General features: G+C 61.1%; 22 protein-coding genes. 11 read left to right on the forward strand and 11 right to left on the reverse strand.

Annotated elements, in window-relative coordinates; genetic code table 11:
• The first annotated feature begins 98 nt into the window (after window positions 1–98).
• A complete protein-coding gene (locus AB7E19_RS20235) occupies window positions 99–512 on the forward strand; it encodes a hypothetical protein (RefSeq protein WP_010675902.1) in 414 nt (137 codons plus the stop codon).
• A gap of 62 nt (window positions 513–574) precedes the next feature.
• Here the strand turns inward: AB7E19_RS20235 and AB7E19_RS20240 are convergent, their stop codons facing one another.
• Together AB7E19_RS20240 and AB7E19_RS20245 are read right to left on the reverse strand one after the other, a co-directional pair.
• On the reverse strand, window positions 575–2,569 hold the full coding sequence (locus AB7E19_RS20240) for a methyl-accepting chemotaxis protein (protein ID WP_427936382.1): 1,995 nt from the start codon (window positions 2,567–2,569) through the stop codon (window positions 575–577).
• A 252-nt stretch (window positions 2,570–2,821) separates the two neighbouring features.
• Entirely contained in the window at window positions 2,822–3,178 is a 357-nt protein-coding gene (locus AB7E19_RS20245) for a hypothetical protein (protein ID WP_010675900.1), read from the reverse strand.
• Window positions 3,179–3,377: 199 nt separating this feature from the next.
• Between AB7E19_RS20245 and AB7E19_RS20250 the strand changes: the two genes are divergently transcribed.
• Both AB7E19_RS20250 and AB7E19_RS20255 read left to right on the forward strand, forming a co-directional pair.
• Window positions 3,378–4,100 carry a response regulator gene (locus AB7E19_RS20250; protein ID WP_010675899.1) on the forward strand — a complete coding sequence of 241 codons (723 nt, stop codon included), beginning with the start codon at window positions 3,378–3,380 and terminating at the stop codon, window positions 4,098–4,100.
• A gap of 7 nt (window positions 4,101–4,107) precedes the next feature.
• Window positions 4,108–5,493 carry an ATP-binding protein gene (locus AB7E19_RS20255; RefSeq protein WP_052816044.1) on the forward strand — a complete coding sequence of 462 codons (1,386 nt, stop codon included), beginning with the start codon at window positions 4,108–4,110 and terminating at the stop codon, window positions 5,491–5,493.
• 177 nt (window positions 5,494–5,670) lie between these two features.
• Here AB7E19_RS20255 and cspE read toward each other — a convergent pair whose 3' ends face one another.
• Window positions 5,671–5,880 carry a transcription antiterminator/RNA stability regulator CspE gene (cspE, locus tag AB7E19_RS20260; RefSeq protein ID WP_010675897.1) on the reverse strand — a complete coding sequence of 70 codons (210 nt, stop codon included), beginning with the start codon at window positions 5,878–5,880 and terminating at the stop codon, window positions 5,671–5,673.
• Window positions 5,881–6,272: 392 nt separating this feature from the next.
• Window positions 6,273–6,557: a DUF3811 domain-containing protein gene (gene yjbD, locus AB7E19_RS20265; RefSeq protein WP_202044910.1), complete on the reverse strand. Its 285-nt coding sequence runs from the start codon at window positions 6,555–6,557 to the stop codon at window positions 6,273–6,275.
• 295 nt (window positions 6,558–6,852) lie between these two features.
• Here yjbD and AB7E19_RS20270 point away from each other — a divergent pair, with 295 nt between their 5' ends.
• Window positions 6,853–6,975, forward strand: coding sequence for a hypothetical protein (locus AB7E19_RS20270; protein WP_010675895.1), 123 nt, complete (start codon window positions 6,853–6,855; stop codon window positions 6,973–6,975).
• 46 nt (window positions 6,976–7,021) lie between these two features.
• Here AB7E19_RS20270 and AB7E19_RS20275 read toward each other — a convergent pair whose 3' ends face one another.
• Window positions 7,022–7,792 (reverse strand): substrate-binding periplasmic protein, encoded by a 771-nt coding sequence (locus tag AB7E19_RS20275; protein WP_427936388.1) that lies wholly within the window; start codon window positions 7,790–7,792, stop codon window positions 7,022–7,024.
• A gap of 161 nt (window positions 7,793–7,953) precedes the next feature.
• Window positions 7,954–8,523 (reverse strand): single-stranded DNA-binding protein, encoded by a 570-nt coding sequence (locus AB7E19_RS20280; RefSeq protein WP_319919047.1) that lies wholly within the window; start codon window positions 8,521–8,523, stop codon window positions 7,954–7,956.
• Between the two features lie 517 nt (window positions 8,524–9,040).
• On the opposite strand from AB7E19_RS20280, the gene AB7E19_RS20285 reads away from it, so the two are divergent.
• Both AB7E19_RS20285 and uvrA read left to right on the forward strand, forming a co-directional pair.
• Entirely contained in the window at window positions 9,041–9,679 is a 639-nt protein-coding gene (locus AB7E19_RS20285) for a LuxR C-terminal-related transcriptional regulator (RefSeq protein WP_010674213.1), read from the forward strand.
• Between the two features lie 92 nt (window positions 9,680–9,771).
• Window positions 9,772–12,600 carry an excinuclease ABC subunit UvrA gene (gene uvrA, locus AB7E19_RS20290; RefSeq protein ID WP_322131411.1) on the forward strand — a complete coding sequence of 943 codons (2,829 nt, stop codon included), beginning with the start codon at window positions 9,772–9,774 and terminating at the stop codon, window positions 12,598–12,600.
• 116 nt (window positions 12,601–12,716) lie between these two features.
• Here uvrA and AB7E19_RS20295 read toward each other — a convergent pair whose 3' ends face one another.
• A complete protein-coding gene (locus AB7E19_RS20295) occupies window positions 12,717–12,842 on the reverse strand; it encodes a hypothetical protein (RefSeq protein WP_010674215.1) in 126 nt (41 codons plus the stop codon).
• A 325-nt stretch (window positions 12,843–13,167) separates the two neighbouring features.
• On the opposite strand from AB7E19_RS20295, the gene AB7E19_RS20300 reads away from it, so the two are divergent.
• The 3 genes from AB7E19_RS20300 to AB7E19_RS20310 all read left to right on the forward strand — a co-directional run bounded on the left by AB7E19_RS20300 (window position 13,168) and on the right by AB7E19_RS20310 (window position 17,428).
• A complete protein-coding gene (locus AB7E19_RS20300) occupies window positions 13,168–13,779 on the forward strand; it encodes an OmpW family outer membrane protein (RefSeq protein ID WP_010674216.1) in 612 nt (203 codons plus the stop codon).
• A 197-nt stretch (window positions 13,780–13,976) separates the two neighbouring features.
• A complete protein-coding gene (locus AB7E19_RS20305) occupies window positions 13,977–15,956 on the forward strand; it encodes a methyl-accepting chemotaxis protein (protein WP_069785091.1) in 1,980 nt (659 codons plus the stop codon).
• An 8-nt stretch (window positions 15,957–15,964) separates the two neighbouring features.
• Window positions 15,965–17,428 carry an ABC transporter substrate-binding protein gene (locus AB7E19_RS20310; RefSeq protein ID WP_322131412.1) on the forward strand — a complete coding sequence of 488 codons (1,464 nt, stop codon included), beginning with the start codon at window positions 15,965–15,967 and terminating at the stop codon, window positions 17,426–17,428.
• Window positions 17,429–17,488: 60 nt separating this feature from the next.
• Here AB7E19_RS20310 and AB7E19_RS20315 read toward each other — a convergent pair whose 3' ends face one another.
• Complete coding sequence (locus AB7E19_RS20315; RefSeq protein WP_322131413.1) at window positions 17,489–18,280, reverse strand: GNAT family N-acetyltransferase; 792 nt, start codon at window positions 18,278–18,280, stop codon at window positions 17,489–17,491.
• Between the two features lie 327 nt (window positions 18,281–18,607).
• Between AB7E19_RS20315 and metF the strand changes: the two genes are divergently transcribed.
• Window positions 18,608–19,504: a methylenetetrahydrofolate reductase gene (gene metF / locus AB7E19_RS20320; RefSeq protein WP_010674220.1), complete on the forward strand. Its 897-nt coding sequence runs from the start codon at window positions 18,608–18,610 to the stop codon at window positions 19,502–19,504.
• Between the two features lie 63 nt (window positions 19,505–19,567).
• On the opposite strand, the gene AB7E19_RS20325 is transcribed toward metF, so the two are convergent.
• Window positions 19,568–20,632: a DUF3103 family protein gene (locus AB7E19_RS20325; protein WP_427936394.1), complete on the reverse strand. Its 1,065-nt coding sequence runs from the start codon at window positions 20,630–20,632 to the stop codon at window positions 19,568–19,570.
• A 147-nt stretch (window positions 20,633–20,779) separates the two neighbouring features.
• Window positions 20,780–21,931 carry a benzoate/H(+) symporter BenE family transporter gene (locus AB7E19_RS20330; protein WP_427936396.1) on the reverse strand — a complete coding sequence of 384 codons (1,152 nt, stop codon included), beginning with the start codon at window positions 21,929–21,931 and terminating at the stop codon, window positions 20,780–20,782.
• Window positions 21,932–22,044: 113 nt separating this feature from the next.
• Between AB7E19_RS20330 and AB7E19_RS20335 the strand changes: the two genes are divergently transcribed.
• Window positions 22,045–22,617 (forward strand): helix-turn-helix domain-containing protein, encoded by a 573-nt coding sequence (locus tag AB7E19_RS20335; protein WP_010674223.1) that lies wholly within the window; start codon window positions 22,045–22,047, stop codon window positions 22,615–22,617.
• On the opposite strand, the gene AB7E19_RS20340 is transcribed toward AB7E19_RS20335, so the two are convergent.
• The gene (locus AB7E19_RS20340; RefSeq protein ID WP_427936398.1) at window positions 22,618–23,814 is read right to left on the reverse strand and encodes an NnrS family protein; all 1,197 of its coding nucleotides are present in this window, start codon (window positions 23,812–23,814) and stop codon (window positions 22,618–22,620) included.
• Between the last annotated feature and the right edge of the window lie 400 nt (window positions 23,815–24,214).

The following is a 24,214-nucleotide window of genomic DNA, read 5'->3' on the forward strand; positions in this document are numbered from 1 at the left end:
TTCCCCCCCGAATACGGCTTGACCAAGGGATTTTCTTGACTCCAATTCATCCCGCTGGTTTCATGCGCGCTCTTTTCATTCTTGCGAGATGTATCTTCATGAAAAAGTCCTTGCTGATTGCCCTGACCGCCCTGCCTCTGGTTGCCCACGCCGGCCTGATGGATTCCCTGACCGACACAGTGACCAGCAGCGTCACCAGCACCGCCAAAGAGATGGCTGGCAACGCCATGGACACCGCTTCCAACGAAGCGATCAAGAAGGCCCTGGACATCAAGGAAGGCGGCTCCAACAAGCAGGCCATCAAGGACAAGCTGGGCGCCCCGGCCAGCACCAAGACCGACGCCGGTCTGGAAGTGTGGACCTATGACCTGGACGCTCTGAACAAGGCCTCCCCGCTGCTGGCCGAGACCACCAAGTCCCTGCTGAAAGACTCCGAAGTGGCCCAGAAGAACGTGGTCATCAAGTTCGAAGGCGAGACCGTGAAGACCCTGAACCTGGCCAACAAGGCCTGAGTTCTGGCAAAGTGAATGAAAAAGGGGCCCGCGGGCCCCTTTTTGCTGCCTGGTATTCAGGCTCACACCTTGAAGCGGTGCACCAGGGCCAGCAACTGGCGGTTGGACCCCAGCAGGGTGGCGGCGCTCTGCTCCGTGTTGCCGCCGTTCTCCACCAGGAGGTTCAGCATGTCGCGAATGCTCACCATGTTGCGGTTGATCTCCTCGGTCACCCGGCTCTGCTCCTCGGCAGCGGTGGCGATCTGGCTGCTGAGATCGTGGATCTGCACCACGGCGTCGGCCATGGTGTCGAGGCCGCCGGTGACCTGCCCCGTGGTGTCGGCCGCCGCCTGGCAACTGCGCTTGGTCTGCTCCATGGCGACCACGGCCTCGGCGACCCCCTGGGTGAGCCGTGACAACATGCTGCCCACTTCGGCGGTGCTGTTCTGGGTGCGTGCCGCGAGGGCACGCACCTCGTCGGCCACCACCGCGAAGCCCCGGCCCTGTTCACCGGCCCGGGCCGCCTCGATGGCGGCGTTGAGCGCCAGCAGGTTGGTCTGGGCGGCGATGCCGCCGATCACCCCGAGCACGCTGCCGATCTGTTGGGCATCTTCCTGCATCTCCAGCACCTTGGCGGCGGCAAGATCCACCTCGTCGATGAGGGCCACCACGCTGGCGGAGGCTGATCCCACCACCTTGCGGGAGCTGGCCGCCTGACCGTTGGCGGCCTCGGTGAAGCTGGCGGAGTCGTTGGCGTGGCGGGCAACGCTGTCGGCGGTGGAGCTGAGTTCGTTGAGGGCGGTGACGACCTGATCGGTTTCGCTGGCGTGTTCCCCCAGGATCCGCCTGGCCTGCCCGGTCTGTTGATCGAGCTGTGCCAGCTCGCGGGTGATGAGGTCGGTGGCGGCGGTCACCTGCACCATCATCTGTTGCAGGAAGGCGATGAAGCGGTTGACCGACAGGGCGATGTTGTCCAGCTCGTCATGCCCTTTGACCTGGATGCGGGCGGTCAGATCGGCGTCGCCGGCGCTGAGGGCGTCGATGTTGAGTTTGAGAGTCTGCAGGCGGCTGCCAAGCTGGCTGATGGCCAGCACCATGAGCACGAAAAGCAGCCCCGCCAGGGGGAGCTGGATGCTCGCCAGGGTGGCGAGCACATCCCGGCTGTCCTGGGTCAGGGTGCGGGTCGGCAGGGCGGTGGCCAGCAGCCAGGGGGTCCCTTCGATGGCCTCCATCAGCAGGGTCTGTTCCTCACCCTGATCCTGGAAGGTGGTGCGCAGCTGCCCCTTGCTCGCATCCTGGCCCAGCAGGCCGCTGATGGCGAGGGCGAAGGGATAGTCGGCGTGGGCGGAGAGGTTGCCGAGCACCACATCCCCGGTCAGACGGGCGTTGCGACTCAGGATCTTGCCGTCAGCCTCGATGATCATCACCTGACCGCCGATCTCCTGCTCTTTCTTGGCCACCAGGTCGTTGAAGAAGCCCAGGGTGACGTCTATGGTCGACACCCCGTAGAGGGCGCTATCCTGGTAGATCCCCATGGCACAGTTGGTTCTCGGCTGCTGGCTAGCGCCATCCTTGTAGGCGGCGGCCCAGGCACAGACGCCACGGGGCGCCTGCTGACCGGCCTTGTGCCAGGGCTGATCGAAATAGTTGGGCGCCTCTGCCGAGTTCCAGTAGGTATTGGGAATGAGGGCGTTGGACGCATCCCTGTGGAAGAAGGTGCTGAACTTGGCGCGTCCCGCCTCCCGCTTGTCCGGCAGGGGCCAGATGCCGCCACCGAAGACCATGCCGTTGCCGTACTGGTCGATGAGGGCCGGGAGCTGGGCATCTATCTGCTCGCTCGGCAGTTGTGCCACCAGCTGGGTGATGCTGCGTGACTGGGTCTGCACCCCGTTGAGCTGGTCACGGATGTCGGTCGCTATCTCGCCGACTCGCAGCGCCACGTTCTCCTCCCCCGCTTTTTGCAGGGCGGGGGTGATCCAGATCTGGATGCCGATCACCGTCAGGGCGCACACCAGCGCCATGAAGCCCAGAAAAACGGCGGTATAGCGCCCCTTGATTGTGCCCAGATTCCATCCCATAACGACTCCTGTCCACTGTGTCCGGGATCGTGCCCGCGTCTGTTGTGTGAGGGACCATTATGATTTATTTCGAAAGTGAAACGTTTGTTATCGCTCACATAACATGATGCGGCCAGGCAGGAAAAGGTGAAAAAACTGGGGGGTGGAGACAAAAAAAGGGTGGCTTGCGCCACCCTGTCGTTTTCGCCGGTGTCGGAGCAGGGCCCCGCCGGATCACGGGTCTGCTTCGGCAAACGGCTTCATTACTTCGCTTTACTGGTTTGCTTCTGCGAACTGCTTCATCACCTCGGCGTGCTTGATCATGCCGTCGGCACGCAGACCAAGGTTCTTCACGAACTCCGCCTTCTTGGCCGGATCTTCAATCTTGTCGTAGCGCTGTTGCAGATGGGCCTGGATCTGTTCCGGGGTCATGTTCTTCATGCGGGCCATCTTGTCGTGGCGGCCGCCATGATGCTTGCCGCCCATCATGCCGGTACCGTCCATGGGGCAACCGGTCGCCGTGGCCTGGGTCGGTTGCGCGGTGGAGACCGCCTCGCTGGCGGCATAGGCGCCCAGCGGCAGGCCGAGGATCAGGGTGGCGGTCAGCAGGGTCTTGGTCAGCTTTTTCATGGGTAACTCCTGTCGGATGTGTACGGGTAGAGGCTCTTTCGCCTTGGTATCCAGTAAACACAGTGGAAGTGTCTGAAATTTGCCAGTAGAGGCCTATTTTGTAGCAGAGTGTGGCACAGGGGCGTGCTGGCACACTTTGACACAACCCACCCGGTTGATTTTCGTATAATCGCCCCAGCCCGATAACGGAGAGATGATGATGAACCAAGGCAGCCCTCATATTCTGGTGGTCGATGACCACAGCGAGATCCGCGATCTGCTCAAGCGCTTTCTGGAGCAGCACGGCATGCGCGTCAGTTGTGCCCGGGATGGCAAGGAGATGAAGCGGCTGCTGGATGAGCGGGAGTTCGACCTGCTGGTGCTGGATCTGATGATGCCGGGGGAGGATGGCCTCACCCTGTGCCGCGAGCTCAGGGTCAAATCCCGCCTGCCGATCATCATGCTTACCGCCATGGGGGAGGAGACGGACCGCATCATCGGCCTGGAGATGGGGGCGGACGACTACCTCTCCAAGCCGTTCAACCCGCGGGAGCTGCTGGCCCGCATCAAGGCGGTGATGCGCCGTACCCAGGCGGAGAGCCTGCCCGTGCCGGAGACCTTGACCCGGGATCTGCGCTTCGATCGCTGGCTGCTCGACGTCAATCGCCGCGAGCTGGTGGACGAGGAGGGGGTGGGGATGAGCCTCTCCACCGCCGAGTTCGATCTGCTCAAGGTGTTTCTGGAGCGGCCCCAGCGGGTGCTGAGCCGGGATCAGTTGCTGGATCTGGCCCGTGGCCGGGAGGCGGTGGCCTTCGATCGCGCCATCGATACCCTGGTGAGCCGACTGCGGCGCAAGCTGGAGCGGGATCCCAAGAATCCCGAGCTCATCAAGACCATCTGGGGTGGCGGTTACCTGTTCGCCGCCGACGTGACCCAGGAGTGAGGCCGACATGATCAAGCGCGTCTTCGCCAGGCTGCTGCCCAAAGGGTTGACCGGCCAGATAGTGCTGGTGGCCCTGGCGGGGCTGGTACTGATCCAGTTGCTCAGTATCCAGATCTACCGCTCGGACAGGGAGGAGGCCCTCGGTTACGTCAACAGCCGCAACGCCATGCAGCGGATCATCTCCGTGGTGCGCCTGCTCTCCCTCTCTCCTCCTTCCCTCTATCACGAGATCCTCAAGGCGAGCCGCAGCGAGACCCTGCTGCTGCGTCTGGCCGACGAGCCGTTGCAGCCGGACAACCGCAGCCCCCGCTTCGAGAAGCTGGTGCGGGCCAAGCTCGGCTATCCATCCTCCCTGGCGGTGGAGATCAGCGCCGAGCTGAAGCAGGACATCCAGCGCAGCCGGGCCTGGCAGCACCACAACCGCATGATGAAGGATCGCAACGGCATGCCGCCGCCCCAGGACATGCGGCTCTACGGCTCCATCGAACTGCCCAACGGCGGCTGGCTCCAGTTCAGCTCCCTGGTGGACAAGGAGACGGCGAGCTGGTCCTGGCAGACTACCCTCAACCTGCTGCTGGTGGCGAGCCTGGTGATCGGCCTGATGATCTGGCTGTTCCGCCGGGCGACCCGTCCCCTCAAGCAACTGGCGGCCAACGCCGACAGGCTGGGGCGTGGTGAGGACATCGAGCCCCTGCGCGAGGAGGGGCCCACCGAGATCCGCGAGTCCATCCAGGCCTTCAACCGGATGCACACCCGGCTCGATCGCTTCGTGCAGGACAGAACCCGGATGCTGGCCGCCATCTCCCACGACCTGCGCACCCCCATCACCAGCCTGCGGCTGCGCAGCGAGTTTCTGGCGGACGGGGAAGACAAGGATCGCTTCCAGCAGACCCTGCAGCAGATGGAGCAGATGCTGGCGGCGACCCTGAGCTTTGCCCGGGAGGAGGGGCAGCAGGAGGCGACCCGGGAGCTGGATCTGGTCAGCCTGCTGGAGAGCCTGTGTGACGACTATGCCGACATGGGCCAGCCCGTCACCTGCCTGGCCGAGGGCAAGCAGGTTTACGCCTGCCGGGCCAACACCCTGCGCCGGGTACTGCAAAACCTCATCGGCAACGCCATCAAGTACGCAGGGGGTGCCGAGGTTTCGCTGGTGCGCGGTGACGGCGAGTTGCTGATCCTGGTTCGCGATCAGGGGCCGGGGATTGCGGAGAGCCAGCTGGAGGAGGTGTTCAAGCCCTTCGTGCGCCTGGATGAAGCCCGCAATACCGAGTCGGGCAGCGTGGGGTTGGGGCTCGCCATCGCCCGTACCCTGGTGCACCAGCACGGCGGTGAGCTCAGCCTTCACAATCGCGAGGAGGGGGGGCTGGAAGCGCGGATCAGCCTGCCCCTGTAAGGAACTTGACCAGAAAATGGGGCACCACCAGGGTGCCCTTTTTGCTGCCCGTGGCGCTAGGGAAGCAGAGCAACAGGTCGGCCACCCGGAAACGGGCAACAAAAAACCCGCCGAAGCGGGTTTTTTCAATTCTTGCTGAGGCCCTTGCCCAAAGAGGGGAAGGTGCTCCGGCTTGAATTACTGCGGAACGACGTTCGCAGCAGCCGGGCCTTTCTGGCCTTGCTCGATGGTGAACTCAACGCGCTGACCTTCTTCCAGGGTTTTGAAACCGTTGGACTGGATGGCGGAGAAGTGAACGAACACGTCTTTGCTGCCGTCAGCCGGGGAGATGAAACCGAAGCCTTTCTCGGCGTTGAAGAATTTTACGGTACCAGTCATTTTGGACATGATAATTTCCTTGAGTAGTGATTAGTGAAACGCCACCGGAGCGGCAATCCATGATTTTTCGTCAGAAATACGTATGGGGAGCACTAAAGAAGGAGAATTATCTGGCAAGAATTATCGGGGATAACTGCCTGCACAAATCACTGCTTTAAGATGACTGCCTAACATAATCAGGTCTGAACTACCGAACCATCGAAAACGATTAGAACACGCACACCCTGTCATGGCAATCTTTATCTTGGTATTCGTTTCAGTCAGTGATGGCTGGATCGGCGTTTTATCCGGGTGTGCATCAGCTGCCAGGCGCCTCCTGCTGCCCTTTTCAGGGGGATGACAGGACGCTCTGCCAGCCCCCTTTTATGCAGCAGAGTCTTCTGCGTGCATTCATGCTGCCGTTACCGTCTGCCACGGTATTTGTTGCTGACGGAATCGGACCAGTTGAAGGTGTCGGGCAGTACTTGGGCACTGGCTCGCTCCTTGGCTTTCTCCCGCGCCAGTGCGGAAGCCGCCTTGGCGGCCTGGGCGCGATCGGCAGCGATCTTCTGGCGTCCTGTTTCGCGGATCTTGTTGCGCTCCCCGTTGGTCAGGGTGTGATCGGCATTGGCCTGGGCCTTTTGCACCAGCAGGGCAATCTCGGCTTTCTCGGCCTCGGTCAGATCCTTCATTTCCAGCTTCTTCATGACGCGCTCCTGCGATCGTTGAATGCCCACCCTAACACACATCCATCGGAGACAGGCTGACCATCCGTCCCCGGATGCCAAAAGTGTCGCCCGGTCGTCATTTCCGGGGGAGCACGCTACGGGAACGCCTGGCTGGCAGGCGCTGCCGGGAGGCTGGATCCCGGCGGAAGATTGGGAGTATGCTGAGGCCAGTGCGATCCCCGATCGTCACTGTTGGCGTACTGAAATCCACGATTCGGCTGACATGCTGGAACACCCGTTCCAACTGTCCAGGTAACCTTTTTGGAGTCTGATGATGAGCAACAAAGAACAGCATCACGGCAAAGATGCCAAGAAAAAACCGCAGATGTCACTGAAAGAGAAACGCGAAGCCAAACGGCAGAAAGCAGAGCTGAAAAACGGCAGCGCGATGAAGTAACGTTCCATCCACTGCGGCTCCCTGGAGCCGGTATCAAGCCAGTCCATCATGGGCTGGCTTTTTTGTCTCCGGCAGTAGAGGTGGTGCCATAGGCGGCAAAGATCCGCTCATAGCGCCCGTCCGCCTTCATCTTGGCAAGCTGTCTGTCGAACCATTGCCGGTGGCCCGCCTCGCGAAAGGCGAAGTGGTAGTGAGTCGGGGGGAAGAGGTCGTGCTGTCTGACCTTGTCCTTGGGATAGCGGTCGCCCTCCTGGTCATCCCCGAGCAACTGCGCCAGATAGTAGTAGAACACCCGTTGTTCCAGGATCACGGCATCGGTGCGCCCGAGCAGGAGCCGCTGTACCTGTCCCTCCTGCCTCGCCACCTCTTCATAACGGGCATTCTGGTCGACGATGTCGGAGAAGGTCGTTCCCAGGATCTGCCGTGCACGCTGGAAGGCACTGACTCGCAGGGTCTGCAAATCCTTCATGGTGTGGACTGCCGTCGGCGCCAGGGTGAAGACCCGGTTGTGGAAGGTGATCACCGGCTGTGAGAGGTAGGCGCTTTCCAGCATGCCGGGTTTGACGTTGATGATGGCGTCCAGCTTGCCTTCCTCCAGCATCCTGAAGGTGCGCTCCAGGGGAAGATAGACGACCTGCAGCTCATGGGGGCTGCCTGCAAAGGCCTCTCGCATGAGATCGAGTTCGATGCCCCTGTCTTCGTGGCTGATGACATAGGGAGGAATGGCAAAGCTGACGCCGACCCGCAGCGGCTCCGCGGCAAGGTGGCCGCCGAACATCAGCAGGGCGAGGCACAGCAGATGACTCAAGTAGTTCATGCAGGTTCCCGAAGGGAGAAATCGTCTCGATGATAGCCACAAGCCTGGACGAAGGGGACGTAAAGCGCGGGAGAGTGGCAGCAACATGGTCGTCGGGGGAGGTGAATGCGTCAGAAACAGGTAAAAAAAGGCCCTGATAAATCAGGGCCTGCCGCAGGGGATCAGAACGGAATATCGTCGTCGAAATCCATCGGCGGTTCGTTGTAGACCGGCGGGGCGGATTGCGGCTGCTGGGCCGGACGGCCGTAACCGCCTTGCGGTTGCATGTTTTGCTGCGGGGCAGCAGGACGTTGCATGTTCTGTTGCGGTGCAGCCTGTTGCGGCTGTCCCCAGTTGCCCTGGGGTGACTGGCCGCCCATGCCCTGGCCACCGCCCTGCGGACGGCCACCCAGCATCTGCATCACACCGGTGAAGCTGTCGACCAGCACCTCGGTGGTGTAGCGCTCTTGGCCGCTCTGATCCTGCCATTTGCGGGTCTGGAGCTTGCCTTCCACATAGACCTGGGAGCCCTTCTTCAGGTACTCGCCGGCCACTTCGGCCAGCTTGCCCATGAAGACGACACGGTGCCATTCGGTGCGCTCTTTCTGCTCACCGGTCTGCTTGTCGCGCCAGGTATCGGAGGTGGCCAGGGTGATGTTAGTCACGGCACCGCCGCTCGGCATGTAGCGCACTTCCGGGTCTTGCCCCAGGTTACCGATCAGAATGACTTTGTTGATGCCTCGACTGGCCATAATCTCTCTTCCACCCTTATGTATACCGGCCAGGCCAGATGCCTGGGCCCATTCAATAATGCGTTTGTTTGCAACGAGATGCGCGCCCTGGCTGGGTGTCATCTCTCTTCAGTGTCCTGGCTGCGCCGGAGCTTGCCGGCAGAGGCGTCATGGATCGGCCGCAGCGTTTGGCCGCCATAGTACCAGTTGGCGGGCATGAGCGCACATCTTCCCTGCCACTGTGGCGTCAATGGATCGCCACAGCCTGAGTAACTTACCCGAGGTAAGGTGTCACCAGCAAGGGGAGGCGGCTGGGGCAGGCTGCGTGAAGAGGGCGGAGCTGTTATGGTGCGCACCGGCACTACCTGACCCCCCAAATGGGGGGGGCGTGCTAGCCAATTGTATTGGCTGGAAAATTGCTGGGCTTCAAAGGAGCCACCGATGCGTCTAATACTTTTTTAATGCTGCAGCCGGGAGGGGGATTGGTACTCTTCCTTGCCAAAAAGCCCCGACTCGAATGTGCAAGGAAGTTCTCTTGATGACGCCCGACTCCCTCCTGGTGCTGATCACCGAAAATAACGCACAAGCCTCCCGTTTCCAGCGTCACCTCAGTGAAGAGCTTGGTCTGCCCATCTTGCTGGTGGGGGAGCTGAATGACCTGCCAGACGTTGCAGAGGGCGCCCCCAAAACCTTGCTGCTGATCGATCTGGACTACCTCAAGTCGACCCAGCAGGAGCTGTGGAGCAATGCCATCTGCCAGCGCTTTGGCGAGGCCAGTGCCGTGTTGCTCAATGCCCCGACCAGCACCAACAAAGAGCTGCTGCTGATGTGGCCCCATACCAGCGGGCTCTTCTTTCGTCAGGACACGCTGGACAGGCTGGTCTTCGGCATCCGCAAGGTGTTGCAGGGGGAGTACTGGATCCCGCGCCACCTGCTGTGCGACCTGGTGGACTACTACCGCAAGGGGAGCGGGCAACCTCAGCGTCAGCAGACGCTGCTGACCGCCCGCGAGCAGGAGATCGTGCGTCACCTGATGACGGGGGCCTCCAACACCGAGATCGCCGACAGCCTGTTCGTGAGTGAACACACCGTCAAATCCCATCTCTACAACGTCTTCAAGAAGCTGAACGTCAAGAACCGGCTTCAGGCGGTGAGCTGGGCCAAGGAGTATCTCTGAGGAAGGGGCACGGAAGGAAAGACTGTCTATTCATCCAGTAGTCTCTATGCCATACTGGCCCGCTCTGGTTCCCGTATCGAGCGCGCAACAAGATGGAAAAAATCGTGATCCGGGGTGCCCGCACCCACAACCTCAAGAACATCAACCTGATCCTGCCACGTGACAAGCTGATCGTGGTCACCGGCCTGTCCGGTTCGGGCAAATCCTCCCTGGCGTTCGATACCCTCTATGCCGAGGGGCAGCGCCGCTATGTGGAATCGCTCTCCGCCTATGCCCGCCAGTTCCTCTCCCTGATGGAGAAGCCGGACGTGGACCACATCGAGGGGCTGTCGCCTGCCATCTCCATCGAGCAGAAGTCCACCTCCCACAATCCGCGCTCGACCGTCGGCACCATCACCGAAATTTACGACTACCTGCGGCTGCTGTTCGCCCGGGTCGGCGAGCCACGCTGCCCGACCCACGCCATTCCGCTCGCGGCCCAGACCATCAGCCAGATGGTGGATCAGGTGCTGGCCCAGCCCGAAGGCGCCAAGCTGATGCTGCTGGCCCCCGTGGTGCGCAACCGCAAGGGGGAGCACACCAAGCTGCTGGAGAACCTGGCGGCCCAGGGTTACATCCGCGCCCGCATCGACGGCGAAGTGTGCGATCTGTCGGATCCTCCCGCCCTGGAGCTGCACAAGAAGCACACCATCGAGGTGGTGGTGGATCGCTTCAAGGTGCGCGATGACCTGGCCCTGCGCCTGGCCGAATCGTTCGAAACGGCGCTGACTCTCTCCGGCGGCATCGTGCTGGTGGTGCCGATGGACGGGGAGGATGGGGTTGCCCCCATGACCTTCTCCGCCAACTTCGCCTGCCCCGAGTGCGGTTACTCCATGTCGGAGCTGGAGCCCCGGATCTTCTCCTTCAACAACCCGGCGGGGGCCTGCCCCACCTGTGACGGTCTCGGGGTGCAGCAGTATTTCGATCCCGCCAAGCTCATCCATGATCCGGGCCAGAGCCTGGCCGGCGGCGCCATCCGTGGTTGGGACAAGCGCAGCTTCTACTACTTCCAGATGCTCAAATCCCTGGCCGATCACTACAAGTTCGACCTGGAGACCCTCTGGGAGGATCTGCCGCTCAAGACCCAGGAGGTGATCCTGCGTGGTTCCGGGCGCACCGAGATCGAGTTCCGCTACATGAATGACCGCGGCGACGTGGTGGTGCGCAAGCACCCGTTCGAGGGGATCCTGCACAACATGGAGCGCCGCTACCGGGAGACCGAATCCAACGCGGTGCGGGAAGAGCTGGCCAAATACATCGCCAACAAGTCCTGTACCAGTTGCGGTGGCAGCCGACTGCGGGAAGAAGCCCGCCACGTCTTCGTGGACAATCGCAACCTGCCCGCCATCGCCGAGCAGTCCATCGGCGATGCCCTGGCCTTCTTCGAAGGGTTGAACCTGTCCGGTCAGCGTGCCCAGATAGCGGACAAGATCCTCAAGGAGATCGTCGAGCGGCTCGGCTTCCTGGTGAACGTCGGCCTCAACTATCTGAGCCTGTCGCGCAGCGCCGAGACCCTCTCCGGTGGCGAGGCGCAGCGGATCCGGCTGGCCAGCCAGATCGGGGCTGGCCTGGTGGGGGTCATGTACGTGCTGGACGAGCCCTCCATCGGTCTGCATCAGCGTGACAACGAGCGGCTGCTCAAGACCCTGACTCACCTACGTGATCTCGGCAACACCGTGATCGTGGTGGAGCACGATGAGGATGCCATTCGCCTCGCCGACCATGTGCTCGACATCGGCCCGGGGGCTGGCGTGCACGGCGGTGCCATCGTCGCCCAGGGGACGCCGGAGGAGATCATCGCGAACCCCGAGTCCCTGACCGGTGACTACCTCTCCGGGCGCAAGCAGATCGCCATCCCGGCCGAGCGCACCCCGCTCACTGGCAAGTGGCTGAAATTGAAAGGGGCGAGCGGCAACAACCTGCGCAACGTCAACCTGGATCTGCCCATCGGCGTGATGACCTGCGTCACCGGCGTCTCCGGTTCCGGCAAGTCGACCCTGATCAATGACACCCTGTTCCGCATCGCCCACCGTGAGCTGAACAAGGCCACCGAGTCCACGCCTGCGCCCTATCGCAGCGTCGAGGGGCTGGAGCATCTGGACAAGGTGGTGGATATCGACCAGAGCCCCATCGGCCGCACCCCGCGCTCCAACCCGGCCACCTACACCGGCCTGTTCACCCCGATCCGCGAGCTGCTCTCCGGCACCCAGGAGGCGCGTTCCCGTGGCTACCAGCCGGGCCGCTTCTCCTTCAACGTGAAGGGGGGACGCTGCGAGGCGTGCCAGGGGGACGGGGTCATCAAGGTGGAGATGCACTTCCTGCCGGATGTTTACGTGCCGTGCGACGTCTGCAAGGGCAAGCGCTACAACCGCGAGACCCTGGAGGTGAAGTACAAGGGCAAGAACATCCACGAAATCCTCGAGATGACGGTGGAAGATGCCCGTGCCTTCTTCGATCCGGTGCCGGCGGTGGCGCGCAAGCTGCAGACCCTGATGGACGTGGGCCTCTCCTACATCCGCCTCGGTCAGTCCGCTACCACGCTCTCTGGCGGCGAGGCGCAGCGGGTCAAGCTGGCGCGGGAGCTCTCCAAGCGGGACACCGGCCAGACCCTCTACATCCTGGACGAACCGACCACGGGGCTGCACTTCCACGATATCCAGCAGTTGCTCAAGGTACTGCACCAACTGCGGGATCGGGGCAACACCATCGTCATCATCGAGCACAACCTAGACGTCATCAAAACCGCGGACTGGATCGTTGATCTGGGCCCGGAAGGGGGCGCTGGTGGTGGCCGTATTCTGGTGACGGGTACGCCTGAGGAGATGAGCCGTTGCAAGGAGTCCCACACGGCGCGCTTCCTCGCTCCTCTACTGGAGAAATAAGCGTCACTCGAGAAAAAGGGGCCAAGGCCCCTTTTTTGTTGGCCGGTGGGCGAGGTGCGCCGGTCTGGCGCCCGGCCAGGGATGAGAGGGAGAAAAGAGGGACTCGTCCGGCAGACTCAGTGTGTCAGCATCAGGAAGGCGAGGGCGAACAGGAAACCCAGCAGAATGAAGAGGAAGGAACCTATCCCCCAGATGGCGGCAAGAATGCCGAGAATTTTGTCTTTGCGTGTCTGTGGTTTCATAAAATTCAAATTACAGCGTGGTTACATCGCATTAATAAAATACGCCCCGGGGCATAATTAAACAACAATTGAAAGGTGATATGAAGGTGTTTAAGGTGTATTTAATTGGTATTTTACATTTCATGATGATGCGGTAATTTAAGGCATCATCATGTATTTGAATGACTTTTTATTTTCATCTGCGGTTTGACTGCCCAATCAAAGCTGCCGTGTACATCTATCTATTTCTTGATAACTATTGAGCTAAATCAATAACCGGCCATTCACATCCTTTTATAGTTTTCGGGCTTGCAACATAGAAAGAAAACAAAAAAGGAATAATGTGATGAAAAAGATCCTTCCTCTGTTAATCGCAGCCGCTTTTGCTTCCCCCGTCGCCATGGCACATCAGGCCGGTGACATCCTGGTCCGTGGTGGCCTGGCGTTCGTCTCTCCCCAGACCAGCAGTGACAACGTGCTGGGGACGGGCGAGCTGGAGATCGACAGCAACATGCAGCTTGGCCTGACCCTCTCCTACATGTTGACGGACAACTGGGGTGTCGAGCTGCTGGCCGCGACCCCCTTCTCCCACTCGGTGTCGACTGCCGGCCTGGGTGAGGTCGCCAAGGTCAAACACCTGCCGCCGACTCTGATGGCGCAGTACTACTTCGGTGATGCCAACAGCAAGGTGCGCCCCTATGTGGGTGCCGGTATCAACTACACCACCTTCTTCGACGAGGAAGGGCGCGGTGCCCTGGCCGGGACGGATGTGAGCGTGGACTCCTCCTGGGGGATGGCGGGTCAGGTGGGCCTGGACATGGCGATCAATGACCGCTGGTTCGTCAACGCCTCCGCCTGGCTCATCGACATCGATACCGATGTGCATACCGCCGTGGGCACCATCAACACCTCCATCGATCCGGTGGCCTTCATGTTCGGCGTCGGCTACCGCTTCTGATGACAAACGTGGCCGGTGCTCGGCCATGACAACCAAGCATGTCTCTTTGGCCCGGCTCTGTTCGGGCCCTTTTCTGCCTGCCATGTCACGCCAACTGTGATCTGGCCCGCCATCGTGTCACGAACCGCTATTCCATTGCACCCCGCTGCCGATAACCTCGGCATTCACCCCTTTCCCCAACGAGTGAGGATGCCTCCATGGGTTTATCTATTGTGCAGCGGATCATCGCCGGCTTCGTGCTGATGCTGTTGTTGCTGGTTCTGCTCGGCTTCATCAGTATTTTGAAGATCCGGGGGATCAACGAGGGGCTCTCCCAGGTTTCTGATCGTGCCACCCCCCTGGTGATCGCAGTCGCCGGGCTCAAGGGTGCACTGCAGGACAGCAACCGCTGGGTGCTCACCTACAGAACCAGCGAGGAGGCGGCCCAGTTGCCGCAACTGGCCAGCCAGTTCAAGGCGCAGCAGGAGCGTTTCCTGGCCCAGAGCAAGGAGATGGCCCGGTTTGACGGGGTGGCCGAGGCGAGCGAGCGGTTCCGCCAGGTCGACGGGGCGACCCGCGAGTTCTACGGGTTGGCGGATCAGGTGCTGACCCAGCACGGCCAGTGGGTGGCCGCACTCGATCGGCGCCATGAACTGGAGCTGGCGTTCATCCGGCTGGAAGATACCTACCAGTGGGCCGCCGACCTGTTGTTGCAGCAGACCGCGAGCAAACGCTCCATGCGCAACAAGGCCGAACTCATCACCTCCGGCATTGCCCGGGATCTGAAAAACATCCGCCGGGCTGATGCCAAGACCGATCTCAATGAATTGGAGAAGGTGCTCGGCAAGGATATCGAGATGGCACGCAAACGGCTCGAACGGGTGCAGGTGCCCGATGACGTGAGGCAGCGTTTCATCGTCAACCTCGATCGGATGCAGGAGTTGGCCCTCGGCCCGAAAGGGTTGTTGGCGACCATGCGCAATGGCCAGCAACTGGCGGCCTCGCTGCAGTCCCTGAACCAGCAGCTCGACACCAGTCTGGTCAACAGCCTGGCGCTGCTGGACGAGATGGCCAAATCGGCGGGCGGCATTGCCAGCGCGAGCCGGGTCGGGGCGGATGACGCCGTCAGCAGCGCCAGCGCCTGGATCCTGATCGTGTCTGCCATCTCCGCGGCCGCCGCGCTCCTCATCGGTTACACCACGGCCCGCAGCATCCAGCGTCCGCTGCAACTCATCGATCGGGAGCTGGATCGCATGGCCACGGGTGACATGACCCGGCGCATCGACTACCAGAGCCGCTGCGAGTTCGGCAGCCTGACCCGCTCCATCAATACCCTGGCAGACAAGACCGGCGAGCTGCTCGCCCAGATCAATGCCGGCTCGCGCCATCTGGTGGACGAGGCGAGCCGCGCCGCCGAGATAAGCGAGCGGGCCATGTCACGGGTGCAGGATCAGAAGAGCCAGACCGATCAGGTGGCTGCCGCCATCACCGAGCTGGAGGTGAGTGCGACCGAGGTGGCGCGCTCCACCGACGGCACCAAGCGCGAGGTGGACCTGGCGGACGAAGAGGCCCGCGCCGGACGCAAACAGGTGGCGACTACGCGCCAGATCACCGAACAACTGGCGGGAGCCATGGAAGAGGCGGTCGGTATCACCCACAAGCTGGGGGAATTCAGCGACAACATCGGCAGCATCCTCGATGTGATCCGCAGCATCGCCGAGCAGACCAACCTGCTGGCGCTGAACGCGGCCATCGAGGCGGCCCGGGCGGGGGACGCAGGTCGTGGCTTCGCGGTGGTGGCGGACGAGGTGCGGGCACTGGCGAACCGGACCCAGACCTCGACCGAGGAGATCCAGGCCATGATCGAGAACCTGCAAAGTTCCAGCAAGCACGTGGTGGCCGTGATGGCACGCAGCCAGGAGCAGACCCAGGATTGCGTGGCACAGACCCGGGTGATGGACGAGGCGCTGCAATCCATTGCCGAGCGAATGAGCGCCATCAAGGCGATGGCGGATCAGGTGGCTCATGCCGCCCAGGAACAGATCTCCGTGAGTCAGGGAGTTGCCCGTCATGTCGCCGGCATTGCGGATGTGGCTTACGAGACCGAGCGGGAGGCGCGGGAATCGGCCAGCAGCAGTGAGGTGCTGGCGGATCTGGTCGCCAAGCAGCAGCAATTGATCGCCCATTTCAAGGTGTAGGAGGACTTATGGCTAACAAGTGGATCGGGGCCCTGAGTCTCCTGTTGTGTGGCCAGCTGATGGCCAGCGAGCTGGTGATAGAGAGCTGGCGCATAGATGACAAGGCCTTGTGGGAACAGAAGATCATTCCTGCATTCGAGGCCGCCCACCCGGGTATTCAGGTGAAATTCAACGGGGTGCAGAACGTCGAGTACATGCCGACCCTCTGGGCCAGCCTCAAGGCGGGCAAGACAGGGGATCTCATCACCTGTCGCCCGTTTGACGACTCCCTGGCCCTGTTCAAGGCGGGCCATCTGGTGGAGCTGAGCGAGATGGCGGGGATGGAGAACTTCCCGAGCTTTGCCCAATCCCCCTGGCAGACCGACAGTGGCGCCCAGACTTTCTGCGTGCCCATGGCATCGGTGATTCACGGCTTCTTCTACAACAAGAAGATTTTCAGTGAGCTGGGGCTGACGGTTCCCCAGACCCGCGAGGCATTCTTCGCGGCCCTGGACAAGGTGAAGGCGGATGGTCGCTATGTTCCCCTCGCCGTGAGCGGCTCGGAGAGCTGGGTTGCCTCCGAGCTCGGTTTCCAGAACATAGGCCCCAACTACTGGAAGGGGGAGGATGGGCGATTGGCGCTGATCGGGGGCCAGGAGCGCTTCAACAACCCGCAATACGTCAAGGTGTTCGAGGAGCTGGCCCGCTGGCGTGACTACCTGGGGGAGGGGGGCGAGAGCCGCGACTACGCCACCACCAACGAGCTGTTCACCTCGGGTAAGGCTGCCTTCTATGCAGCGGGATCCTGGGAGATCGCCCCCTTCACCGGCAAGGTGGACTTCGGTGTCATGCGCCCGCCCGTGGCAAAGCAGGGGGATGGCTGTTTCTTCACCGATCACACCGACATCGGTATGGGGATGAATCCTGCCAGCAAGAACAAGGAGGCCGCCATGACCTTCCTGCAATGGCTGACCACACCCCAGTTTGCCGAGCTCTATACCAACTCGCTGCCCGGCTTCTTCTCGCTCTCCAACCACTTCTTTGAAGCCACCAATCCGGCGGCCAGAGAGATGATGGAGTGGCGGGATCAGTGCGATTCCACCATCCGGGTTGCCACCCAGATCCTCTCCCGCGGCACTCCCAAGCTCGGGGATGAACTGGCCGAGGTGAGCCAGCAGGTATTGCTGGGAACCGTGGCACCCAAGGCGGCGGCCGATCGCCTGGAACAGGGGTTGAAAGGGTGGTATGCCCCCCATCAGGGCAACCAGGGCAAGGGACAGGAGTGTCAGTGTGAGGTGAGCGTGCCTGCCGTCCCTGTGTCGGGTGCCATCGGGACCGAGCCTGCTGCACCTGTGGTGCCGGATGGACAAGCGCCTTCCGGAGCAAGCGCGACCCAGCCTCCGTCAGTACCGGTGTCCGGAGCCGTCGCTCCAGCGTCTCCTGCCGAAGTGGAGGAGGCGCTCGCCAGCGAACTGGAGGGGGCACAGCCCTGATGGTTCACCATGAAGAACGGGAGGCCTTGGCCTCCCGTTTTGCATCTGCGTGATGACCTGTCATTCCCGTGGCAAGCGGCACAGGCTGCCAATACGGGCCACCGGCACGAAACCCAGAGCGCGATAGACCCGCTGGGCGTGATAGTGCTCGTCTGCCACTATGATGAGCGAACTGGCCCGTGCCAGTCCTTGGCGTGCGACCTGGCTCAGCAACAGACGACAGAGCCCCCGGTTTCGCCACTCTGCGTGCGTGCGCACCAGTTGAAAGCGTCCCAGGGTGCCGGTGAAGAAGAGTCCGCAGCTGGCAACCAGTTGATCCTGGTGCCATAACCCCCACCACTGTCCGAGCCCGTCATCGATCATGGCCTGATAGAGCTGGCGGCGTGACAAGAGATAGGGAAGATAGCGCTCCTCCGAATGGGCGGGATCCCGCTCTGCCAGCTCGAAGGCGAGCCACTGATCCCAGTCCGCCGCGGTGAACGGGCGAGCCGGAGCCAGGTCGCTGCCGGTGGGGGCTTGCCACTCCATTGCACCCAGCGCCAGTACCACGCACTCCATGTATTGGTACCCCGCCGCCACGAACCCGGCGACCCGGCTGTTCTGGCCTGCGGCGAGGGGCCACTGGAAGGTGCGGTGGCGGATACGGGGATCCCAGCCAATCAGCCTGTCGAAACTGGCCTCGAGCCAGCCCTTGTCACGATCGCTTGGGGGGGTGGGCAGCAACAGGTAGTTGCCGAAGTAGTAGTCTGGAGAGCCCGGGGTGCGCACGGTCCAGAACGCATCATGATCCGTCACCTCGCCCTGATAGCGATCGAACAGCAGATCGGTGGCAAAACCGGGGTGATCTTCCATGATGGGGCTCCTGCAAACGCTTGAATTGCTTATCGGCAGGCGGGGAAAGAAGTTAAAAAAAGGCCGGGAAACCCGGCCAAACAATCACACGCAGATTCAGAACGTCCAGGACGATCCGCCCGCATCATAGCGTGCCTGACAGCATTTTGGGATGGGGTCGCTCATTACTTAGGTTGAATTGCAAAATAAAAAAATCGGCAATCCCCCTTGTCGCTGACAAATCGGTATTGACTTTGATCCGTTTTCTCATAAAGATAGAAAGACGTTTAGACGTCCAAACATCCGTTTTGGCGTGAAGGAATGGGTTGCAGGACAGGGAGAGAGCAGATGGGATTTCACAGCGCGCGTCAGGTTGAGGCACTCAACCAGAGTTTGGCGGATCTGGGTGGCGACATATCGGTCAGTTTCGAGTTTTTCCCGCCCAACAGCGAAGGGATGGAGAACACCCTCTGGCAGTCCATCGAGCGCCTGCAGGTGCTGGAGCCCAAATTCGTCTCTGTGACCTATGGCGCCAATTCGGGCACCCGGGACCGCACTCACAAGGTGATCAAGGACATCAAGGAGCGTACCGGCCTCATCGCCGCCCCGCACCTGACCTGTATCGATGCCAGCCGTGACGAGTTGCGCACCATTGCCCGTGACTACTGGAACAGCGGTATTCGCCATATCGTGGCCCTGCGCGGAGACTTGCCTCCCGGTCTCGACAAGCCTGACATGTATGCCACCGACCTGGTCGCCCTGCTCAAATCCGAAGCCGATTTCGATATCTCGGTCGCCGCCTATCCGGAAGGCCACCCCGAGGCTCGCAGTGCGCAATCCGACCTGCTCAACCTCAAGCGCAAGATAGATGCCGGTGCCAACCGGGCCATTACCCAGTTCTTCTTCGATGTGGAGACCTATCTGCGTTTTCGGGATCGCTGCGCCGCCATCGGTATCGATGCGGAGATCGTGCCGGGGATACTGCCGGTCTCCAACTACCAGACCCTGGCCAAGTTTGCCGGTTTCACCAATGTGAAAATCCCGCGCTGGATGCACCAGCGTTTCGAAGGGCTGGAGAACGATCAGATGACGCGCAACATGGTGGGAGCCAGCATTGCCATCGACCAGGTGCGTGTGCTGAGTCAGGAAGGGGTGAAGGATTTCCACTTCTATACCCTGAACCGCTCAGAGCTGACCTACGCCATCTGTCACACACTGGGTGTGAGGCCGAAAGGTCAGGCCTGATCCGCGGCTCTGATACAGAAAAGCCAATGAGTCTTCTCATTGGCTTTTTGTTTTGGGCGACAGTCAGGGCCGGGTTGGCTGGATCTCCCTGGGCTCGAGATCGATGACTGCATTGCCGGCAGCACCGGGATACTGGTGATAGCTCTGGTCCTGCTCCAGGGTATAGAAGGTGTCGAGGTAGTCGTCGTTGTTGGTCATCCAGGAGTCCGGAAGTGCCTTGACGATACGGCCGCCGAGGTCGAGGAAGGGCAGGGCCTCGGGTACGCCGCCCGCAGTGAAGCCGAGTTTGAGTGCGTCAATCAGGAGGGCACTCAGCTCCTTGTAATTGACGTTGTCATCCTGCTCCATCATGACCACGTCGACGGCTCCCCAGCGGTAGCGATCCCAATAGACCAGGATCTGGTTGGGGGTGTAGTCGGTGTTGTCGTAGTCGAGATAGGGCATGTCGACGATATCTACCACGGGCTCGTCCCTGACAGGATTGACCCCGGCCACGACGGCATAGACCTCGGCGGCGCCCAGCAGCCAGGGCTCCTGATCATCGTTGAGCCTGATCTTCTTGAGAATGCTGGTCTTGAGGGGGGTGGTGTTGCTGGTGGCACGGGGCGTCACCTGCATGTTGGCGGCAGCCAGCGCCTTTCGCATCACCTTCAGGCCGGCATTCTTGGCTTTGACCGGATCGGCCTCCACCACCAGTACCGGCCGCGCCGGCGGCTGGTTCACATCGAGATAGATCGGGCTGCCGGCGCTGTCGAACGCCTCGATGGCGCTCCAGCTCTTTTCGTCACCACTTGGTATGTAGGCAACCAGTGGCTCCACCCCTTGTTGCAGTGCATCCGCCTGATCCGGATTGGCCAGCCGCAGTTGCATCAGCTCCCTGGCCTCGCCATCCAGCCCTTGCCGACTGATGGCCGCCTGGTTGGCATCCCGAGCCTGGCGCTTCAGGCGCAGGCTGGCCTTTGGCAGCAGGTTGGGTAGCGGGCTCTGGTATTCCTGATTGTTCAGGAGTGGCAGCAGGTTCTTCTGCTGCAGCGCGATCTGGCGTGCCAGCTCCCGATCGGTGTCGGCAGCCTGGGCCGTGGTGGCACCCAGCAGTGCCAGTAACAAAATGACAGCCTGATTCCTCATCTTCGTTCTCCAGTATTGAGTCTGACAACGGCGCTTGTCGGGAAGGATCTGCGCCGTTTTCTCACTAGAAAGGAATAAGGTTCATATGTGAACGCTCTTCTCAGGATTATGTGCTGCGTCTCACCGGAGTCTCCCCAGATGGTCAGGTCAGGCGCGGAGCCGGTTGACTTGATGCAATGTCACTCCGATCAGCAATCCCCAGCAGGCAGACCCGACCCCGAGCAGGGTGATCCCCGAGGCAGTCACGAGGAAAGTCAGTAGCGCGGCTTCCCGCTCCTCGTCCTGCTGCAAGGCGCTGTGCAAGCTGCTGCCTATGGTGCCGAGCAGCGCCAGCCCGGCCATGCAGGTGACCAGCACCGCAGGGAATGCGCTGAACAGGGCAACCACGGTGGCACCGAAACAGCCTGTGAGCAGGTAGAAACATCCAGCCCACACGGCAGCAGGCCAGCGTCGAGTGACATCGTGATCCACTTCCTTGCCCATGCAGATGGCGGCTGTGATGGCGGCCAGGTTGAAGGTATAGCCGCCAAACGGTGCCAGCAGCACGCCGATGAATCCGGTCCAGCCAATCAAGGAAGAAGTGGCCGGTTGATAGCCGTGGGCGCGCAGGATGGCAATGCCCGGCATGTTTTGCGAGGTCATGGTAACGAGAAAGAGCGGGAGTGCGATGGCGAGCAGGGCGTCGATGGAAAAGGTTGGCGAGATCCAGACCGGGGTGGAAAGTTGCCAGTGAACCTCGTTGAGTTGCAGCTCGCCCCTCAGGGTGCAGAGCAGCATGCCGGCAGCCAGGACCAGCACCATGGTGTAGCGGGGCCAGAGGTGGCGACCCAGCAAGAAAGCCAGTAGCAAGGTGCCAAGCAGCAGAGGATCTTGCGGTGCCACCTTGAAGAGATCCAGCCCGAACCTGAGCAAGACTCCGGCCAGCATGGCGGCCGCCAGTGGGGCGGGAATGTGACGCATCAGCCTGTCGAACCAGCCGCTGATACCGCAGAGGGTGATCAGCAGTGAAGAGATGATGAAGGCGCCGATGGCTTCAGCCAGACTGAAGTTCCCCAGGCTGGTGATGAGCAGGGCGGCACCCGGGGTAGACCAGGCCGTCAAGACAGGCACCCGGTAATAGAGGGAGAGGCCGATGCAGCTGACCCCCATGCCGATACCCAGTGTCCATAGCCAGGAAGAGACCTGGGCTGTCTCGGCACCGGCGGCCGTGGCGGCCTGGATGATCAAGACGACAGAACTCGTGTAACCCACCAATACGGCGATGAGTCCCGCGACCATGTGGGGGAGGGCTAGGGGCATGGGAAACTTCCTTGTGGATGCTGGTAGCTTGTGCGCTATTGCGTACAATGTGGTTTCGACTATAACGCTGTGCGTTATGGCGCACAATATGGCTCGAAGAAATCGGAGAACAGATGCAGGAGATGAGTCGCTATCTGGCCCAGCGATTGAAAGGGCTGCGCACTGAAAGAGGATGGAGCCTGGATATGGCCGCCCGTGAAACGGGGGTGAGCAAGGCCATGCTGGGACAGATCGAGCGAGGTGAATCCAGTCCGACGGTGGCAACATTGTGGAAGATTGCCACCGGTTTTCGGGTCTCTTTCTCCAGTTTCATTGAGCCGACACCAGCGGCACAGGGAGAGACGGTATACCGTATTGCCGATGATATTCGCCAGCAGCCGGCGGGAGAGGGGATGCAGGTTGCCCCGCTTTTCCCCTATGAGGCCCGCTTTGGTTTCGAGTTGTTCGAACTGACCCTGCTACCTGGCTACCAGCGGGAATCAGAACCCCATGAACCCGGAGTGACCGAACATGTCATCGTCATCAGCGGTGTGATGGAGGTACTGGTTGACGGAGCGTGGCGTTCCCTCGATCAGGGGGAGGCCGTCCGGTTTGCAGCGGACCGTACCCATGGCTATCGCAATCTTGGGGTCGCTCCCGCCATCTTCCACAATCTGATCCACTATCCGGCCATGGCCACGCGATGATTAGCCGGGGCGGCCATCCGCCCTGGGACTGGTCAGTATGGGGGTATAAACCCAGATGAACAGACCGTAGGCGGCAACCCAGCTCCATCCGCTGAGGTTCCATCCAGTGAGGGTGAGGTCTGGCCAAAAGAGGGGGAGCAAGACCCGCAACAGCGCGGACAGGATCACCAGTGCAAATGCTGCCGTGATCCTGCGTCCTATCTGCAGGGCTCTGCCACTGTGTCCGAGGGATACACGGGCTATCATCGCGAGGATCATGGCCCCCATGCTGCCCGCGCTGAACAGATGGCTGGCCAGTGACAAGGCAATCGGCCAGCCAGCCGTGCGTGTCGCCAGGGCGGTCAGCCCCAGTGGGATAAAGAGGTAGGCCAGGTGAAGCGACCACAGCAGAGGGTGGGCCACCGTGGTTCCGGGTCGCCAGCGCAGCTGCCTGTAGAGGTGAGCCCCTGCCGCCACTATATATAGAGGGAACATCTGGATGCCGGTGACCCACTGTGTCGGGAGCACCAACCAGAGCAGCAGGATGAGCCACAGAGACGCGAGGGCAATGCGCTCCAGCCACGGCAGTGGGGGTGCTTTTTCCGCCCCAGTGCCTCTGGCGATAAAGAAGGGAATGACACGTCCTCCCATGACGGCAATCAGGGTCGTGAAGAGGAGCACGGTTGCAAGCAGTATATGTTCCACCAATGGCCATTCGGCATGCCACCGCCAGCAAGCGGCATTGAGCAGGGTCAACACGAGAAGCAGGGGAACAAAAAAGAGATTGCGCCACTGGCGCGTTACTATGATGGGTCTGGCGAGGAACCACGTACAGAGGGGCAACCAGGCCAGGTCCATGACCATCAGAGTGACATTGCTTTCTCCAAACCAGGGGAGCAGGCCTCTCGGGATGGCCCACAATCCCACGACCAGTGCCAGCGGCCAACCGCGTACACCTGGGTGAGCGGTCCAGTTCTGGACGGCGGTAAGCAGAAAACCCGCCACTATGGCGGCACCAAAGCCGAACAGCATTTCATGTGCATGCCACCAGATGGGGTTGGCAATCCGGGGCAGAGCGAACCAGCCGTTGAGCTGCCCCAGCCAGCCGAGCATCGCCAAAGCCGAGAACAAGGCGCCAAACAGGAAGAAAGGCCGAAACCCGAGGCGGAACAGAGGAACGATTCTCTCCTCTTTGCGGCTATCCAGGATCTGGTGCATGAATGAAACCTTAATTGAACATTTGAAAAGCCAATTATAAAGTGGCTTTTCAAATGTTCAATTTAAATCCAATGACAGCCCGAAATGGTGGTGACGCGAACGAAACAGAACCGCTTTGCTGCATATCTGAGCGAACGGTTCTTCTCGGTGAAAAAGCCCTTGTCATCACGGCGTGGCTCCCTATAATGCGCCCCTACCAGCACGGCGGAGCACGCCAAACTGATGAGCTCGCTTCCTAGCGAAGTGAGCGCCGAAAGAAAAGCGAAAACAACTGCTTGACTTTCGAAGTGAGGAGCGTAAGATGCGCCTCCTCAACGCGATAAGCGTGACGCTCTTTAACAATTTGAATCAAGCAATCTGTGTGGGCACTCACAGCATCGAGCATCAAAAACAATTTTTG

It is taken from the genome of Aeromonas sp. (assembly GCF_050252055.1).
GTDB classification, from domain to species: Bacteria; Pseudomonadota; Gammaproteobacteria; order Enterobacterales; family Aeromonadaceae; genus Aeromonas; species Aeromonas caviae.

Bases quoted from the DNA above. Each gene is read 5' to 3' on its own strand.
- AB7E19_RS20245 (WP_010675900.1), bottom strand. From the start codon at position 3,178: ATGAAAAAGCTGACCAAGACCCTGCTGACCGCCACCCTGATCCTCGGC.
- yjbD (WP_202044910.1), bottom strand. From the start codon at position 6,557: ATGAAGAAGCTGGAAATGAAGGATCTGACCGAGGCCGAGAAAGCCGAG.
- AB7E19_RS20335 (WP_010674223.1), top strand. From the start codon at position 22,045: ATGCAGGAGATGAGTCGCTATCTGGCCCAGCGATTGAAAGGGCTGCGC.
- AB7E19_RS20330 (WP_427936396.1), bottom strand. From the start codon at position 21,931: ATGCCCCTAGCCCTCCCCCACATGGTCGCGGGACTCATCGCCGTATTG.
- AB7E19_RS20275 (WP_427936388.1), bottom strand. From the start codon at position 7,792: ATGAACTACTTGAGTCATCTGCTGTGCCTCGCCCTGCTGATGTTCGGC.
- uvrA (WP_322131411.1), top strand. From the start codon at position 9,772: ATGGAAAAAATCGTGATCCGGGGTGCCCGCACCCACAACCTCAAGAAC.
- AB7E19_RS20315 (WP_322131413.1), bottom strand. From the start codon at position 18,280: ATGGAAGATCACCCCGGTTTTGCCACCGATCTGCTGTTCGATCGCTAT.
- AB7E19_RS20285 (WP_010674213.1), top strand. From the start codon at position 9,041: ATGACGCCCGACTCCCTCCTGGTGCTGATCACCGAAAATAACGCACAA.
- AB7E19_RS20250 (WP_010675899.1), top strand. From the start codon at position 3,378: ATGAACCAAGGCAGCCCTCATATTCTGGTGGTCGATGACCACAGCGAG.
- AB7E19_RS20255 (WP_052816044.1), top strand. From the start codon at position 4,108: ATGATCAAGCGCGTCTTCGCCAGGCTGCTGCCCAAAGGGTTGACCGGC.
- metF (WP_010674220.1), top strand. From the start codon at position 18,608: ATGGGATTTCACAGCGCGCGTCAGGTTGAGGCACTCAACCAGAGTTTG.
- cspE (WP_010675897.1), bottom strand. From the start codon at position 5,880: ATGTCCAAAATGACTGGTACCGTAAAATTCTTCAACGCCGAGAAAGGC.
- AB7E19_RS20300 (WP_010674216.1), top strand. From the start codon at position 13,168: ATGAAAAAGATCCTTCCTCTGTTAATCGCAGCCGCTTTTGCTTCCCCC.
- AB7E19_RS20305 (WP_069785091.1), top strand. From the start codon at position 13,977: ATGGGTTTATCTATTGTGCAGCGGATCATCGCCGGCTTCGTGCTGATG.
- AB7E19_RS20325 (WP_427936394.1), bottom strand. From the start codon at position 20,632: ATGAGGAATCAGGCTGTCATTTTGTTACTGGCACTGCTGGGTGCCACC.
- AB7E19_RS20240 (WP_427936382.1), bottom strand. From the start codon at position 2,569: ATGGGATGGAATCTGGGCACAATCAAGGGGCGCTATACCGCCGTTTTT.
- AB7E19_RS20310 (WP_322131412.1), top strand. From the start codon at position 15,965: ATGGCTAACAAGTGGATCGGGGCCCTGAGTCTCCTGTTGTGTGGCCAG.
- AB7E19_RS20270 (WP_010675895.1), top strand. From the start codon at position 6,853: ATGAGCAACAAAGAACAGCATCACGGCAAAGATGCCAAGAAAAAACCG.
- AB7E19_RS20280 (WP_319919047.1), bottom strand. From the start codon at position 8,523: ATGGCCAGTCGAGGCATCAACAAAGTCATTCTGATCGGTAACCTGGGG.
- AB7E19_RS20235 (WP_010675902.1), top strand. From the start codon at position 99: ATGAAAAAGTCCTTGCTGATTGCCCTGACCGCCCTGCCTCTGGTTGCC.
- AB7E19_RS20295 (WP_010674215.1), bottom strand. From the start codon at position 12,842: ATGAAACCACAGACACGCAAAGACAAAATTCTCGGCATTCTTGCCGCC.
- AB7E19_RS20340 (WP_427936398.1), bottom strand. From the start codon at position 23,814: ATGCACCAGATCCTGGATAGCCGCAAAGAGGAGAGAATCGTTCCTCTG.